Annotated in this window: 11 protein-coding genes; 5 read left to right on the top strand and 6 right to left on the bottom strand. The window is 68.6% G+C overall.

All coding sequences use genetic code 11. From position 1 onward, the window contains the following. Window positions 1-198: 198 nt before the first annotated feature. Window positions 199-3804, bottom strand: coding sequence for a hypothetical protein (locus tag KA419_15770; protein ID MBP7867391.1), 3606 nt, complete (start codon window positions 3802-3804; stop codon window positions 199-201). A gap of 355 nt (window positions 3805-4159) precedes the next feature. Between KA419_15770 and KA419_15775 the strand changes: the two genes are divergently transcribed. Together KA419_15775 and KA419_15780 are read left to right on the top strand one after the other, a co-directional pair. Beyond that, window positions 4160-5095 (top strand): MoxR family ATPase, encoded by a 936-nt coding sequence (locus tag KA419_15775; protein ID MBP7867392.1) that lies wholly within the window; start codon window positions 4160-4162, stop codon window positions 5093-5095. Continuing rightward, window positions 5092-6342 carry a VWA domain-containing protein gene (locus KA419_15780; GenBank protein MBP7867393.1) on the top strand — a complete coding sequence of 417 codons (1251 nt, stop codon included), beginning with the start codon at window positions 5092-5094 and terminating at the stop codon, window positions 6340-6342. Before KA419_15775 ends, KA419_15780 begins: the two co-directional genes overlap by 4 nt. Before the next feature lie 45 nt (window positions 6343-6387). Here KA419_15780 and KA419_15785 read toward each other — a convergent pair whose 3' ends face one another. The 5 genes from KA419_15785 to KA419_15805 form a co-directional block, all read right to left on the bottom strand. Next, entirely contained in the window at window positions 6388-7383 is a 996-nt protein-coding gene (locus tag KA419_15785; GenBank protein ID MBP7867394.1) for a hypothetical protein, read from the bottom strand. A gap of 222 nt (window positions 7384-7605) precedes the next feature. Beyond that, window positions 7606-8613 carry a hypothetical protein gene (locus KA419_15790; protein MBP7867395.1) on the bottom strand — a complete coding sequence of 336 codons (1008 nt, stop codon included), beginning with the start codon at window positions 8611-8613 and terminating at the stop codon, window positions 7606-7608. 52 nt (window positions 8614-8665) lie between these two features. Further along, a complete protein-coding gene (locus KA419_15795; protein MBP7867396.1) occupies window positions 8666-9196 on the bottom strand; it encodes a hypothetical protein in 531 nt (176 codons plus the stop codon). Between the two features lie 161 nt (window positions 9197-9357). Continuing rightward, on the bottom strand, window positions 9358-12732 hold the full coding sequence (locus KA419_15800; GenBank protein ID MBP7867397.1) for a protein kinase: 3375 nt from the start codon (window positions 12730-12732) through the stop codon (window positions 9358-9360). Between the two features lie 59 nt (window positions 12733-12791). After that, window positions 12792-13502 (bottom strand): lipid-binding SYLF domain-containing protein, encoded by a 711-nt coding sequence (locus tag KA419_15805; protein ID MBP7867398.1) that lies wholly within the window; start codon window positions 13500-13502, stop codon window positions 12792-12794. Window positions 13503-14130: 628 nt separating this feature from the next. Between KA419_15805 and KA419_15810 the strand changes: the two genes are divergently transcribed. Genes KA419_15810 through KA419_15820 form a run of 3 tightly spaced genes read left to right on the top strand, consistent with a single transcriptional unit; the run spans window position 14131 to window position 15960 of the window. Continuing rightward, a complete protein-coding gene (locus KA419_15810) occupies window positions 14131-14775 on the top strand; it encodes a TetR/AcrR family transcriptional regulator (protein ID MBP7867399.1) in 645 nt (214 codons plus the stop codon). Then, window positions 14772-15323, top strand: coding sequence for a flavodoxin family protein (locus tag KA419_15815; protein ID MBP7867400.1), 552 nt, complete (start codon window positions 14772-14774; stop codon window positions 15321-15323). The genes KA419_15810 and KA419_15815 overlap by 4 nt, the downstream gene beginning before the upstream one ends. Beyond that, window positions 15304-15960, top strand: coding sequence for an NAD(P)H-dependent oxidoreductase (locus tag KA419_15820; protein MBP7867401.1), 657 nt, complete (start codon window positions 15304-15306; stop codon window positions 15958-15960). The genes KA419_15815 and KA419_15820 overlap by 20 nt, the downstream gene beginning before the upstream one ends. Window positions 15961-16195: the final 235 nt, after the last annotated feature.

A 16195-nucleotide genomic window follows, 5' to 3' on the forward strand; every position in this document is an offset into this window, starting at 1 on the left:
GGACGACGCTGCCGGGATTCCCTCCTCCGTCCCCGCATCGGGTTTCCCCGCTCTGAAAGCGGTGGGAGCCCACCGACGATTTCAAATCTTGCTCATTTTGCCAAAGATCTTACTTCGTAGGGACTAAACCCCTTTCTCAAAAAAACCGGCTCCCCGCGGGGGGAGCCGGGCTTCGCACTGAGCGTCGAGGCGCCGCGCTTACGGCAGCTCGGAGTGGCCGGGGAAGTTCCCCTGGTTGAGGGTCACCCACACCGGGTCCACCGTGCCGAGGAAGAGTTCCCCGATCTTTCCGGTCCCGGAGAGGTACCAGACCACCGTGTCGCCCGACGTGGCGTGGCGCCACAGGATGTCCGCGTAGGCGTCGTTGTTGAAGAAGCCCACGCCCTTCACCTTCCAGTTCAGGTCGGCGATCCCGCCCAGGAACGTCGTCCCGGACACCGTCCCGCCGTTGTTCAGGAACCACACCGACAGGTCGCCCGACGTGGCGTTGCGCCACAGGAGGTCGTCGATCCCGTTGCCGTCCACGTCGCCGATCCCCGTGATCTTCCACGTCGTGTCCACGGTTCCCGGCGACATGTCGCCCTGCCAGCCGTTCTCGTCCTCGAACCAGATGGACAGCACGCCCGTGGTGGCGTTCCACCACAGCACGTCGGCTCGCCCGTCGTTGTCGAAGTGGCCGGAACCGACCGCCTTCCACTCCATGGAGCTGATCCCGCCCGCGAAGGTGGAGCCCAGCACGCCCACCGTGTTGGACATCAGCCAGACGGAGAGGTACCCGTCGTTGAAGTTGCGCCACAGGATGTCGGCGTTGCCGTTGGCGTTGAGGTCGGCCGCTCCCAGGACCTTCCAGCCCGGGTCCACGTAACCGAGGGACACGGTGCTGTCGTAGCCGCCGGCGCCCATCAGCCAGATGGCCAGGTCGCCGGTGGAGACGTTGCGCCAGATGAGGTCGGCGATGCCGCTGCTGTTGAAGTCGCCGGAGCCGAAGACCTGCCAGTTGCCGTCGCTCACGGTGCCCGTGAGGGCCCCCGCCGCGGCGCCGGCCGGGGTGACGTACCAGTCGCCCAGGGCGCCCGTGGTGCCGTTGCGCCACAGGATGTCCGTGTAGCCGTCGCCGTTGAAGTCGTAGGGGTCCGCCGCCGCGGGGCTCGCGGAGCAGCAGGAGCACTGCCCGACGACCTTTACGTCGTCCACGTACCAGCCGGTGTCGCCGGAGGAGGAGTCACAGCCGAGGCGGAAGCGGAACTTCACCGGTTGTCCCACGGCGGAAGCCGGGAGGTTGACCGTCACCTTCTTCCAGGTGGTCTGGTCGCCGCCCCAGGCGGAACGGCCGCCCAGCGGGTTGGAATAGGAGGAGGAGAGGGTCGCGGTGTACCCGCCCTCGGCGAAGGAGCCGCCGGCGGTCACGATGTCGGTCCAGGCGCCGCCGTTGACGGAGATCTCCAGGACGCCGCCGTCCCAGTTGGAGCCCTCGAAGGCGTACTTGTGCCAGAAGGTCAGCTTGTTGTCCGCGGACGTGATGGTGATGGTGGGCGTCGTCAGCTGGGTGTCGGTGACGACGGCGGCATCCACCACGAAGGCCGCGTTGGGCGAGGTGTTGTAGGCCGTGGTGGCGGTCGCCCAGGTGGCGGTGCCGCTGGTCACGGTGGCGGTCCAGCCGGCGGGGAGCGTCGGGGCGGTCACGCCGTCGAAGCTCTCCGTGAACAGGGTCTGGAGGACGCCGGTGGTGATGACGTAGCTGACGGGCGGGTGGGTGGTGGAGCCGTCCTGGAGGTTCAGGGTGGCGGTGAGGGTGTCGCCGCAGGCCAGGGCCGGGTCCACGGTGAACTGGAAGGACCGGGTGGTGCTGCCGCCGGCGGCAACGGCGCCGTAGCTGACGGCGGCCGGCGGGTTGGTCACGCCGCTGCCGGTCTGCAGGGTGGCCATCAGGGCCGTGGTGGGCGTGGCGCCCTGGTTCTGGATGGTGAAGTTGAAGGTCACCACCTCACCGGGGTCCGCGACGCTGTTGGCCGGGGAACACCCCTCCGCGGTCAGGGCGAATCCGTTGGCCTTCAGGGGCGCGGTCAGGATGTTGTTGGCGACGAATTTCGCATAGTAGACGCCGGCGTGGGGCCCGCTCGGGAAGAGGGACTGGCACGCGGCCACCATGGCGTTGGCCATGGCGGGCATCTTGATGGAGGCGCCCAGGCCGAAGTTGGACTGGAGGGTGATCTTGTCCATGTCTTCGCGCGGGCAGTTGTTCGGGGTGGCCCGCAGGGTCCGGAAAGCCTGCCAGACGGGGGTCCCCCACAGTTCGTCGCCGTTGACGCCGTTGACCGTGGTGTGGGCCGGGTAGGACTTGGTGGGGTCGTACTGGGCGGTGGTCTTGTCCATGGCACGCCCGGCCCAGAAAGAGTTGTGGCCGTCCCAGTGGAAGGCCCAGTCGGGGTGGAAGGTGGGGCCGTTGGGGAAGGTGTAACCGTAGGAGGCGCCCCAGTAATCGCCGAAGCCCTCGCCGATGGCGCCGGTGTCGGCCCCGCCCCAGGAACTGTTGATGCTGTGCTGGATGGCGTGCCAGTACTCGTGCAGGATGACGTCGGCGTCCTCGTTGTCGTCCACGCCGCCGTGACCGAAGGCCAGCTGGTTGGAACTGGGGATGTAGTGGGAGTTGTCGTCGCCGCTTAAGCCGTCGCTGTCCGCGGAGATCGAGTTGTTCTGGATGGTGGTGAAACCCATGGACCGCATGTAGCGCTGATTCTGGTCGATGTGGAAGTAGGTCATCACGTCGTTGAAGGCGTTGTTGCCGCGCACGGCCGTCCAGTTGCCGTCGGTGGTGGTGCTGGGCGCCGTCGCGGGCGACTCGGTGTTTGCGATGGTGACCCACGGGCCCGTCAGGCTATAAACACCCCCGGAGAGGGTGATCTCCTGCAGGGTGCGGGTGAAGTAGGCGGCGGTGAAGTCGGCGGCGGCCGACGTGTCCGTCAGCGTCTCGCTGGCCAGGGTCGACTTCGGGTCGGGGTCGAAGACCTTGCCCGTGCCGCTGGCCAGGACGGCGTCCGGCGCCGGCGCGGTCTTCCGGGCGGCTTCCTTCCGGAGGTACTCGGCCGTCAGCTCGGCCCGCGAGGCGATGGGGCCGAAGTAGTTGTTGAACAGGTCGTCCTTGAGTTCGCCCTGGTTGCGGCCGTCGATCTCGGTGGCGCGGAAGCTCACGATCTTGCCGGAGGCGGCGTCCACCAGGTGCTCCCAGTAACCGAAGGGGGCCTCGGTGGCCACCGCGGCCCGGTACACCAGGCGGAAGCCCTCCCCCTCGGGGAGCCAGGCCAGGGAGGCCGCCGGCTTGGCCAGGAGCGTGCCGTGGACCCGGAGGTGGTTCCAGGCGACGTCCAGGGCCTGCTCGCCGCCGATCAGGGTCTTCGGCTTGTCGACGGGGACGTCCTGGGGGTAGATGTTGTTGTAGACCATGTAGACCCGGTTGTTTCCGAATCGCACGGAAACCACGATCTCGCCGCCCATGACCGGGACCTTGTCGATGGTCTGCCGGTAATAAAAGTGGTGGCCCAGGAGGCTCTCCTGGCTGTGAGTGAATTCCAGGGTGGACAGGTCCGCGGGGAACCGGAAGAGCTGCGCGTTGACCCGGAGGTAGTTGTCGGCGGTCTCGCGGGGCGAGAACACCGGTGCAGGCTGGGTGGCCGGTTCGAACATGAGGTTGGGGGTGGACCGGTGGTCGCTGTGGTAGACGTCCCGGACCATCGCCAGATCGGCGGCCAGCATGGGCAAGGCCGAAAGGGCGAGGATCACGACGCAGAGCACTTTCGTTCGATACATCAGATACCTCCTCGGAAATTAGCGAACTGAACCGTGCTGAATAACACGGAGTGTCGACAATGTCAACATGGATTGCAAATCCGGTGACCCTGAAAAAAGGCCGGATCCATCAAGGCACAAAGAAGGCAAAGACACGTAAAGAAGGGCCGGACGCTTTGATTTCAATGCATTGCACACCCAGCATTCCGGGTGTTCCCTGCGCTGTTTGTGGACGCATTGACCTTTACGAGCATGTCAATCCGGTCTCGCCCGCCAGGCCGCCGGGCGCCCGTGCCGGACTCGCCCTTGCGGGATCGGCCGGGGCGGAGTACAATCCGCCTTTGAAACGGAAACCCCACCGGTCGAGGAGCGTGTCATGACGGAACAGAAACGGGCGGCCAGGACCCCCATCAACGTGGACGACCCCGCCGGGCTTTCTGAGGCGCTGGCCGGGGAGGGGTATATCTGTTCCCACGAGATCGCGGTGACCGCCTGGCTGGCCCTCGCCCTGCAACGGCCCCTCCTGGTGGAGGGCCCCGCGGGCGTGGGGAAGACGGAACTGGCCCGAGCGCTGGCCGCCGCGACGGGACGGGAGATGGTCCGGCTCCAGTGCTACGAGGGGCTGGACGAGGCCCGGGCGCTCTACGAGTGGGACTACGCCCGCCAGCTCCTCTACACCCAGATGCTGCGGGAACGCCTCGGCGAGGCCGTCGCCGGCGCGGGGAGCCTGCCGGAGGCCGTCCGGTTGCTGAAGCGGGAGGAGGGCGCCTTCTTCTCCCGGGACTTCCTCCTTCCGCGGCCCCTGCTGAAGGCCATCCTCTCCCCCCGCCCCGCCCTGCTCCTGGTGGACGAGGTGGACCGTTCCGACCCCGAGTTCGAGGCCTTCCTTCTGGAAGTGCTCGCCGACTTCCAGGTGAGCGTCCCGGAACTCGGGACCCTCCGGGCGCAGACCCGGCCGGCGGCCATCCTCACCAGCAACGCCCAGCGCTCCCTCTCCGAGGCCCTGCGGCGCCGCTGCCTCTACCTCTACCTGGACTACCCGTCCTTCGACGTGGAGCTGCGGATCGTCCGCGCCAAGGTCCCCGGCCTGGACGAGCGCCTGGCGCGGGAGGCCGTTCGCCTGGCCCAGAAGGCCCGAAAACTGGACCTCCGGAAAGCCCCCAGCATCGGGGAGACCCTGGATTGGACCGCGGCGATCCTCCTGCTCAACGCCCCCTCCCTGTCGCGGGACATCCTGGTCAAGACCCTCTCGGCCCTCCTCAAGGACCGGGACGACGTGGAGAAATTCCTCCGGGAGGCCGCCCGGGGATGATGACCCGACGGATCACCGAATTGGCGAGGTCGCTGCGGTGCTCGGGGGTCCCCGTCTCCGCCGCCGAGGCCGCCGACGCCGCCCGCGCCCTTCGCCGGGTCGGGCTGAGGACCCGCGACAACGTCCGCCTGGCCCTCCGCGCCGCGCTGGTGAAGGAACACCGGCATTTCCCGCTCTTCGAGGACCGCTTCGCCGCCTTCTTCTCCTGGGCGCTGCCCGGCGGCGGGCCCGGCAAGGGCAAGAAGCGCTCCCACCCCGGCGGCGAGGGGGAAATCCGGGGAACCGGGCGCGGCGAGGCCGCCGGGGAGCGGTCAAGCTCCCACCGGCCGCCCTCCCCGGACCCCGGCGAGAGCCCGCCGGCGGGAAAAGCACGCCCGGCCGGCGACCGGGAGCGGGAGGAGCGCCGCAGGCGCCGGCGACGCGCGGAGGCCGTCGTCGCGGCGGCAGTCCGGGAGGGGGAGTCCGCCCGCGAGGACGCCGAACGGCGGTCCCCCGGCAAGCCCGACCTCGACCTGCGCCGGGTGGACCTGCGCGCCCCCCGCCCGCCCGAGGAAACCCGGCGGCTGGAGCAGGAAGTGGAGAAACTGGCGCGGCGGCTCGTGAGCCGGGAGTCCCTCCGGAGGCGCAAGGCGGGTCACGGCCGGCCCGACCTTCGGCGGACCCTCGCCGCGGCCTCCCGGACCGGCGGGGCGCCGTTTCGCATCGTACGCCGCCGGCGAGCCGTCACCCGGTGGAAGCTTCTGGTCCTGTGCGACGTCTCGGGCTCCATGCGCCGGGCCGCCGGGCTCTTCCTGGGGCTGGCCCACGCCCTCCAGGGCCTCTTCAGCCGAACCCGGAGCCTGATTTTCGTGGACCGCCCGGTGGACGCCACCCCCCTCTTCGAGCGCCTCCCCGCCCGGGAGGCACTCGCCGAGGTCCTGAAGCTCCCCGGGCTGAACTCCGAGGGCCTGAGCGACTACGGCTCCGTGTTTTATCGCTTCCTGGAAGCCGGGCGCGCGACCCTTGACCGGAACACCGTCGTCGTGATCCTCGGCGACGCCCGCACGAACCGTTTCGATCCCCAAGCCTGGGCCCTGGAGGAGATCCGGGGGCGGGTCAAGCGCGTGGTGTGGCTCAATCCCGAGCCGCGAAAGCTCTGGGGCGTCGAGGACTCGGCGGTTGAAGCCTACCGGCCCTTCTGCGACGACCTCCTCCCCTGCGGCACGCTGGACGACCTTGCCTCCGCCGCCGACCGCCTCCTGAAGTAGAGCCCCTCGCCAGAACGGCTTCGCATCCCCCTCGCCAGAGGGGCTCTACCGGAGGATCTTCGTGACGGCGTCATCCATGTTCGTCTCCACGGTGTGGATCCGGAAGTCGGAATACCAGGCCTCGCCCCAGATGGTGGAATGGGGGCGGCGGAAGGCCCCGTACAGTCGGTAGATCTCGGTCAGGTGAACCGGGGCCAGGATCCCGCTCCCGGCATCCATCCGATAGACCGTCTCGATCTCCGCCTCCATCAACGGTTTCTCGAGCGCCTCTCCGGCCGTTCCGGCCCGGTTTCCGGGCGGTCCCGTCCCCGGCTCCCCGGACGACGGGTTGATGACCAACCGGGTCTTCCGGACGCAGCCGTCCGCGGGGGAGACCCAGAGTTCGCCGTACACAAAGAACTCCCGGCCATTGAAACGGAACAGCGTGGGACGCTCCCGCTCCTCGAACTTCAGGATCCAGACCGGGGCTCCCTCGAGGTCCGCTTCGCCGGCCTTCTGGAACGAAAACCGGCCGCGGTTTTCAGGGTACAGAACATAGACGGCCGCCAGGGGGTTGTTGAAGTCGCGGAACACCGGCCCCAGGTTGTAGCGGACGCTTTCCAGCCGGATCTTCTCCAAGGTGTCGGGATTATCCAGGAAGAGCTTCTGGAGGCGGACCGGGCGGTCCTTGACCGGCTTCCCGTCCACGACAAGGACATCCCGGAACACCTCCCAGCCGTCGCAATCCGTCGGGCGGACCAGGAGCATCTCCGACTCCAGCACCCGAACCTCGGTCGACTTGCTTTGCCAATCTCTCACCCGCTGGGAATACTTTTCCCGGGCGACCATCTCGGCCAGCCTGACCTCGTTATGTTCCACGGCCCGACAGGCCCGCCGGACCACCTCGTCCAGGGTCTGGGCGGGTACCGTGATGCCGCCGGCCAGGATCGCCAGGAGCACGAGCACCCTCGACCGGCCGACGCCCGCCCCCCGCAAGCCTCCCGTTGCCAGCCGGTTTCCACCCCTTCCCATCTCCAGCGCGATACGTGAATCGAATTCCATACGGCCCTCCTCATGGTGGCGTTTTTGTTTTTGACACCCCGGGGCCGCTAAGGTTCCGTTGATCGGAAGCAGGGTCGTCAAGCGGCGCAGGATCGGAAAAAGCCTGAGAGCCAGGCTGTCGAGTGTCGTGAACCCTGCGTTCGTCCACCGCACCGGAAGGCCGCGCCGCACTTGGCGACCGCATCAGGCGTAATTTCTCTGGGGACCGGATGGCCGCCTCCGCTATCGCGGGGATTTGGCGCGTTCGAGGCCGTTGGCGGCGGTCTCGACGGTGTAGAGACGGAAACCGGAGTAGCGGGCTTCCCCCCAGACCCTGCAGAGGAGCTGTTCGGACCCGCTGAAAAGCTGATACTGTTCGAACATCCGGATGGGGACCATGGTCCCCACCCGTTCCTCGAAACGATAGGAGGTCACGATCTCGGCATCGATGAGCGGCGCGAGACCGGTTTTCACCGCTTTCCGCCCGGCGGCTTCCCCGCCCGCCGTTCCGGCGGGGCGTTCCAGGTGGCTGATCACCAGCCGGGTCTTCCACACGCGGCCGTCCTCGGGGCCGACCCAGACGTCGCAACGGGCCCGGACGTCGCGGCCCATGTTGTGGAACAGGGTGGGGCTGCCCTTCTCCTCGAACTGGAGTTTCCAGACCCTGACGCCGTCCAGGGTCGTTTCCCCTTTCCGGCGGACGACGAAGCGGGCCAGGTTTTTCGCTTCGAGGAGTTGAAGGGCCGTGGTCGGGCAATTGATATCCCGGAAGACCGGCCCCAGGTTGAAACGGATGCTCTCCGCCCGGATCTTCGCCAGGGAGTCCGGCGCCTCCACGAAGAGGCGGTGAAGCCGTTCCTCCCGGTCTCTCACCGGGATCCCGTCGACGGAGAGCACGTCCCGGAAGATCTCCCACCGGTCGGAGTCCCGGGGTTTCACCAGCAGGACATCGGCCACGAGGGAACGGCCGGGGTTGTTGCCGTCCTGGGAGTCCGTGACCCACTGCGCGTAGTCCTCTCGGACCACGAGGTCGGAAAGTCGCCGCTCGGTGCGTTCCACGTGTCCCGATGCCCGCTCGAGGACCTCGTCGACCGTCTGGGAGGGCACCAACGCCGCGCCGTTCAGCACGAGCAGCAGGCCGAGCACGAGCGAACCGACGGTCCCCCGCCCAGGGTCATTTCGTCGGCACCCCTCCCGGCCGCCCACCGGCTCGATCCCTCTCGCGGCTGTTTTCGCCCTTTTTCCCTTCACGGCCACCTTCCCGAGGCCCGGTCGACATCCGTCGCGGCCTTCCCGTCTTCACTCACCGCTCCCCGGCCACGGTTACCACCGTGCCCGGCATTTCCGAACCGGCTTCAACCAGGTAGACCCTGCAGCCGGAGTACCGGGCCTCGCAGTGAACGAGGACCTCCCCGCCCTGGTTGCGAAACATGGTGGGGCTTCCCCGCTCCGAGAAGTGGAGTTTCCAGGTTTTCACGCCGTCGACCGTTTCTTCTCCGGACTTCCGGACGTCAAACCGCGGAAGGTTTGCCCGTTCCAGGATGTGCAGGGCGGTCGTGGGCGTGTTGAAATCCCTGAAAACGGGCCCGAGGTTGAACCGGCAACTCTCCGCGCGGATCTTCTCGAGCGAGTCGGGCGATTCCACGAAGAGCCGGTGAAGCCGCTCCTGCCGATCGCGGACCGGTTTCCGGTCCACGACCAGGACATCCCGAAAGGCCTGCCACCGGTCCGTGTTCGCCGGTTTAACCAGCAGGAACGCCACGGCGGCCGGGATCAACGGACCGCGGAACTTCAACGGAATCCGGACATTGCGTCCACCCGTCGCGAAACCCATGGGGACCCCTCCGTGAGCGGGCAAAGTCATCCCGATAGAGAGGGCGGATTCCCAAAGGGTTCATCGGAAGTGGCCGGGCTCGCGAGGAATGGTCGCCCGACACGCCGGGGACGGCCACGACAGGCGCACGGCAACGGGCGGGAACGCGGGCGCGGGCTCGTTCAGGGCCGCCCCCCGAGGAACGGGCGGAGGCCGGCCGGCGGTTCGCCGCCGAAGGCTTCGGCCCGGGACCTCGCGTCCTGAAAGCGCCGCTGTGCGTCGTCCCGGGCGTCACCGCGGAGCACCGCAGTCCACAGGCGGCAAAGGGCGGCCGTCAGCCAGAGGAAACGGGCGCTGCGCCGTTCAAGGGACGCCCCCTGGTCGGCCGCGGCCAGGCCTTCCCCGATGAGGCGGGCGGCCTCACCGTCCTGTTGTGGGGGAGGCGACCCCTCGGCCGGCACCCCTTTCTCCGTCCCGAACCCCAGGCGCCAGGCGGCCTGACGAAGGCACAGCTCGGCCCTGACGGCCCGGATGCCGACCCGGTCTCCCGATTTCCCCTCCGCTTCCTCGAGGAACCGCCGGGCGTCTCCGAAGGCTTCCCCGGGGGAGCGGCCCGAAAAGGAGGCCCACCGGCCCCGGCAGATGGCGATCTCGGCTTCCAGGGCCGGCACCCCGGCCCGGTCCGGCTGGAGGCGCCGCAGCTCCCGGACCGCCAGCAGGGCCTGCTCGAGGGACGCCGAGGGGTCCTCGCCTTTCCCGACGAGGTAGAGGCTCGTGACGAGGTGAGCCCGGGCCGTCCACGAGTGGGCCATGGGGAAACCGGGCCCGAGGCGGTCCACCCCTTTCAGCCAGCGGAGCGACTCCTCCACGGCGGGCCGGGGATCGGCTCCCCGGGCCAGGTCGTGCTGGGACCGGAACATCCAGATGGTACCCAGGTTCAGGCAAGGCAGGGGGTTGCGGGGGTTCAACCGGTGCGACACCCCCAATGACCGGCAGGAATCCTCGAAGGTCCCCTCCGCATCCCGGCCGTGGGCAACTTGCCAACGGTAGTATTCCCCGAGAATGGAACCCCGGTTGTTCCAGGCAAGGGCGGCGAAGACCTCGTCCCGGGGGTCGGCCTCCACCGCCCGCCGCGTGAAGGACAGCACCTTCTCCACGTCGGGCCGGGGATCGAGCCCGCGGGAGGCCTCGAGAACGGCCTGGCGGGTGTACACCAGGCTCAGCGTCAGGTTGGTCCGGACGTCCCCCGGCTTGATCCGGGCGGCTTTCAGGCCGAAAGCGATGGCCTGTTTCAGCAGGGCGTCCGGGTCTTCCCCGCTCTCGGTCGCGGCTTCCGCCCGGCGGCCGTACAGGTAGGAGAGGCAGAGGTGGGCCGTGTGGCTGTCCGGGTTGATGGCCAGCGTCTCACTGCAGGCGGCGAGCGTCCTCCGGAAAACCGGTTCGGGGTCCCCCGTCCGGTAGGCGCCGGCCTCCAGCGCGGCGACGTCGAGAAGGCAGAGGCCCTCGATGCAGCGCGGGTCGCTCCGGGCGATGCGGCCCGCCTCGCGGAAGGACTGCTCGCCGAGGGCCCGCTCGGCCTCGGCCTCCGCGTACCGGCCGCCGGCGATCCGGGACAGGCAGCTGTCAATGTGGATGTTGCCCTCGAGGAGCTTCGACTCGTAGAACCACGGCATCCGGGCGAAGGCCTTCTTCGCCAGGATCAGGGCCTCCTCCGTCCGCCCCTCGGTGAAGGCCATGAGGGCGAGGGGCTGCTCGGGCGAACTGGCCCACCCTTCCGAGCTGAGGCGAAGATAGCCCAGGATAGGCACCCGGTACTCCGCCCTGAGCCGGGCCAGCCGCCGCTCCCGGGAGACGGGGTCGGGGATGGCCCGGGCTTCCCGGACGCCGGCGAGGTAGAGTTCCCCCAGGACGTGCCCCAGGGCGCCCGCGGTGTCCGCCCCCCGATACCCGGCTTCCCAGGCCATTTCCAGGTGCCGGCGGGCGGACGGGTAGTCCAGGAGTTCCATGAACCCCCGACCCAGGGCGTAGTTGCCCGGGCCGTCGCCGAAACGTCCCTGACGGGCCATGGACCGCCGGACGTCGTCCATCAGCGACCGCACCACCGCCATCTCGCCCCGGATGTCGTGGGCCGGCAGAAGGCGGGCGAAGCGCATCACGGCCTCCATGTCCCGGACCTTCTGCCCGAAGAGCTTCGCCGCTTCCAGTTCCCGGGCGGACTCCCATCGGGCGTGGGTCAGGAGCACCAGGAGCACCGCGACCGCCATCAGCGCCAGGCACGCAGCGACCGTGATCCCCTTGTGCTTCCGGGCCCGCCGGAACAGAAGCTGCAACAGGCCCGTGCGCCTGGCCTGCACCGGTTCGTCGGCCAGGTACCGGCGAAGGTCCTCCGCCAGGGCTTTCGCCGAGGCATAACGCCGGTTCGGCTCCTTTTCCAGGCACTTCATGACCACGGTTCCGAGATCCACCGGCACGAAGGGCGCGATTTTCCGGACGGGAACGGGGTCTTCCAGGACGATCCGGGAGAAGATCATGGCCGCCGACCCGCCCTCGAAGGGGGGCTTGCCGGCCAGGATCTCGTAGAGCGTGGCCCCGAGGCTGTAGACGTCCGCCCGGCGGTCGACCCGGTGGATGTCCCCCGAGGCCTGCTCGGGCGACATGTACGCCGGGGTCCCCAGCACCATGCCCGTGGTGGTCAGGTCCGTCGCGCCCTGTTCGCGGGCGATGCCGAAGTCCATGACGAAGGGTTTCCAGCCCGTCTCGGGGTCGTTGGCCACCAGGAGGTTGGAGGGCTTGATGTCCCGGTGGACAATGCCGGCCTGGTGGGCGGCGTGGAGGGCATCGGCCACCTTGGCCATGACCTCGGCCTTCTGCTCCACCGTCATCTCGCGGGCGGCCTCGCGGAGGGGGAGCCCGTCGACGAAACGCATGAGGATGTAGGGGCGCCGGTCCCCGGACAGGGTCTCGAGCATCCCCGTTTCGTAGATCTCGCAGAGGTTTTCGTGGTGGACCATGGCCTGGGCGCGCGCCTCCCGGAGGAAGCGTTCGATCTCCAGGGAGGGGTCCCCCCGGATGACCTTCAGGGCCGCGTGACGGTTGAGCGCGGGGTCGTATACCTTGTAAACCTTCCCCATCCCGCCTTTTCCCACCAGGGCGACCACCTCGAACCGCCCCCAGGCGGTCCCCAGCTCGTTCTCATCCCCCAGGGGGAGGGAGACCGTCCGCTCCCTGGTTTCGGTGTCGCACGGTTCACTTGACGGACGGGTTTCCATCGGGTGGGCGCCAGGGGGGGACCCTTCGGGATAGATGGCCCGGCCGGCGGGGATGACGTGGGTCGGGGCCTCGTCCGACGCCAGGATCACCGTCTCCGCATCATCCGGCAGGGTGGGCGCACCCGGCCCCTGGCCCGGGAGGTCCTCCGCCGTGAGGCGCCCTTGCCCGATCAGCCGAAGCAGGAGCCCCCGGGAGTCGGTCCGTTCGGCGGACAGGGCCCGGTTCAGCAGCTTCCCGGCTTCTTCCGGCGTCACCGGGGATCGCGGCCCGTCGTCTCGGTCTGCCATCGGTCACGCTCCGGGTTCGGCCACGGTTTGCACAGGCCGGCAGGGCGGCCGTCACGCGCTCACTTGCGGACGGCGTACTTTTTCAGGATCTCCAGCAGTTTCGGGGCCGGGTACGGTTTGTTCTGCCCCGACAACAGCAGTTTCCGGTCCTGCAGTTTCCCGTAGAACGCCGTGTTGGCGTCGTCGTCCGACGTCAGCCCGGCACCCTCCAGCGAAACGCCCGCAAAAACGCCCTTCGAGCGCGAGTAGGAGTAGATGTCCGCCTTGAGCTTGGCGTCGGTGGCGGCGCTGGCGTCGCGCCCCACGGGGCCCGCGGCGACGCTGGCGTTCCCCCCGAACTTGAAGTTGTCGCTCAGGAGCGCCTGGAAACCCTTTTCACTGTTCACCACCATGACGAGGTCGGTGGCCTGGCCACCGATCTGGAGCCCGACACTGCCCCCGGTGATGGTGCAGAACGCCGGGTTGCTCCAGCCGCCGCCGGGAAGCCGGTGGACCATGATGCCCTTGCCCCGGTTGGCGCCCACGATGAAGCCCGCCTTCACCATGTGGGGAATGATGATCAGTCCCTTGGCGTTCCGCAGCAGGCTGGGCGGGATCCCCTCCTCGGGGATGTTGGTAATCTCCCCCAGGACCTCGACGGCGTTGTCGAGCCGCCCCTGGGAATCGGCTTTCGACGCGGCCGCGACGGGGGCCGGGAGGGCCGCCGCCAGCACGGCGGCAAGGGCGAGGGTGGCAAGGGCGCACACCAACCGGTGCAGCATTTGTTTCATGACAAACCTCCTCGATGGATTCTTCCTTACCCGCACGCAAAACACGCGCAGGGGATGCGAGCTGGAGCAACCATGACTTCGAGAATATCCCCGGATTCGCTCACCGTCAAGGAGAATTCCCCCGGTGGGTTACGAGCGCCCCGCCCGGGACGCCGGTCACCGGCGGCCCCGACGCGGCAGTCGCCGGAGATGCGGCCAAGGGTCACGAAGGCTCGCCTTCACCCGGTGCCCCGCCTCCGGGAAAGACCTTGCGGAAGGCCCCTCGCAAAGGCACGGGGGCACAGAGAAATCGTGGCTTCCTTGAACATCATGCCCCGGCCCCGGAAGCCTGCCCGTGTATTCCGTGCATTTCGTGGATTCTTTTCCGGTTTATCCGGGGTTCGGGCAACTCCTTGAAAAACAGTTTGACATCCCCGCCGGCCTGAGTAAAATAACACTTGTTAGTTAACATTTGTTAGCTAACAGGTGTTTGCAAATGAGGGAATCGATCCCCTCAAGCAAAGCGCCAAACGGTTCCCGGGCGGGGTCACGGCGCCGTACCCCGGCGAGGGGCGCGAAGCAGCGGGCACTCCGCTCCCCCTCGCTTGGCTGGAGGGGCTCAGGGTTCAACGCAACGGAAGGAGGGAAGATGTCCCCGCGAAAAGTCAACGTCCCCCATGAACGAATTGTGCAGGCAGGGTTGAGATGCCTTCGCGCCGGAGGGCTGGAAGGCCTGACGGCGAGGGCGGTGGCGGCCGAACTGGGGACGTCGGTGGGCCCCATCTACCGGGCCTGCGGCTCCATGGACGCCCTCGAGCAACGGGTCCTCGAGCGGGCCGTTGAGGTCCTGAAGGCCTACACCCGCCGGGCATACACACCCATGCCCTTCCGCAACGTGGGAGTCGGCGTGGTGGTTTTCGCCCGGGAGGAGCCCCGCCTCTACCGGACCCTCTTCGTCGAGCGCCACCACTGCCCGGTGGTCATCGAAACCTTCTGCCGGGAGATCGCGGGCGTGCTGGCCGCCGACCCCGTCCTCGGCACCCTCCCGGAAACCCGCCGCGAGGCCCTGCTGCAGGACTTGTGGGTCTACTCCCACGGCCTGGCCATGTCCATCGTGGCCGGGTTGACGGACGATTCGAGCGACGAGGCCGTCAACGAGCGCATCGGCCGCGTCGGCTTCCTCCTCATCACCGCCGCCTTCGACGGCGACCCGCGCTGGGCCTTCCCGCCGGGCGTCGATCCGGCGGCGTGCCCGCCGATTTCACCCTACGGGAAAGGAGATCCCCTGACATGAACGTGACAGTCGTGAACGGCAACCCCGACCCCGGCCACGGGGCCTTCGACGGACACCTGGACGCCCTGGCGCGGCACCTGGGGTCCCATGGCCACCGCTGCACCCTCCTGCCACTCCGGGACCTGGACATCCGCCAGTGCACCGGCTGCTTCTCCTGCTGGCTCCGGACCCCCGGCCGCTGCGTCCTGCCCGACCGCTACGAGGACGTCCTGCGGGCCTACCTGGCAAGCGATCTCCTGGTGTTCGCCTCGCCCCTGGTCATGGGCTTCACCTCGGCGCTGCTGAAGCGGGCCACCGACCGCATCGTCCCGGTCGTGCTCCCCTACATCGACGGCTCGAGCGGCGAGTGCCGCCACTTTCCCCGTTACGACCACACGCCGGCCCTGGCGGTGCTCTACGAGCCCGAGCCCGACACCGACGCCGAGGACCTGGAGATCCTCGACCTGCTCTGGCGGCGTCTCGCCCGCAACGCCGCGACCCGGCTGGCCTTCGTCAAGCCGGTCTCCGTCGATCCCGAGGAGGTGACCCATGCGATTGATCGTTTGTAACGGCTCCCCCCGCGGCGACGCCGGCAACACCCGCCTGATGGCGGACGCCTTCCTGGACGGGTTCCTTGCCACGCCCGGCCAAACCGTCGAGCGCTTCAACCTGAACACGGCGAAGGGGCTCGCCGCGGCCGTCGAGGCTTTCCCCGGCGCCGACGCCGTGATGCTGGCCTTCCCGCTCTACACCGACGCCATGCCCGGCATCGTCAAGGAGTTCATCGAGAAGCTCGCGCCCTTCAAGGGCCGGGAAGGCAACCCGCGCCTGCTCTTTCTGGTGCAGTCGGGCTTCCCCGAGGCGTCCCACTGCCTGCCGGTGAAACGTTACCTCGAGAAGCTGGCCCGGCGCCTCGGCTGCCCGTGCGACGGCGTCATCCGCAAGGGGGGCGGCGAGGGGCTCCGGGACTCCGGCCCGAGGAAGCAGGAGAAGGCCCGGGCGCCCTTCCGGGAGCTGGGCCGGCAGTTCGCGGCCGGCCGGGCGCCGGACCCCGCCCTGCTGAAGAAACTGGCGGGCCCCCCGCGCATCCCGCGCCCCCTCCTCCGGGTCGTCCTCTGGTTCGTGGGGAAAATGGCCTGGGACAAAGAACTCAAGCGCAACGGCGTCTTCGCCGAGCGCAAGGCCAGGCCGTACCAGGCGGGGTGAGCGTTCAAGGGGCGCAAGGCGGTCCCGGGTCGATCGGCATCGGATCCACTCCGGAGAATTCCCGCCAGGGCGCCAGGACGCAGGGCCCCCTGCGGAAACAGGCAGGGAATCACAGCATCTTTGCGAGGCTTGGCGCCTTCGGGTCTTTGCGTGAGGCGGAACCGGACGATTCTGCTGGTTTCCGGAGCGCGTCGAAAAAAACCGCGCCGCCCGTTGAGGGCGGCGCGGAGGGATT

It is taken from the genome of Acidobacteriota bacterium (assembly GCA_018001935.1).
Classification (GTDB): domain Bacteria; phylum Acidobacteriota; class JAAYUB01; order JAAYUB01; family JAAYUB01; genus JAGNHB01.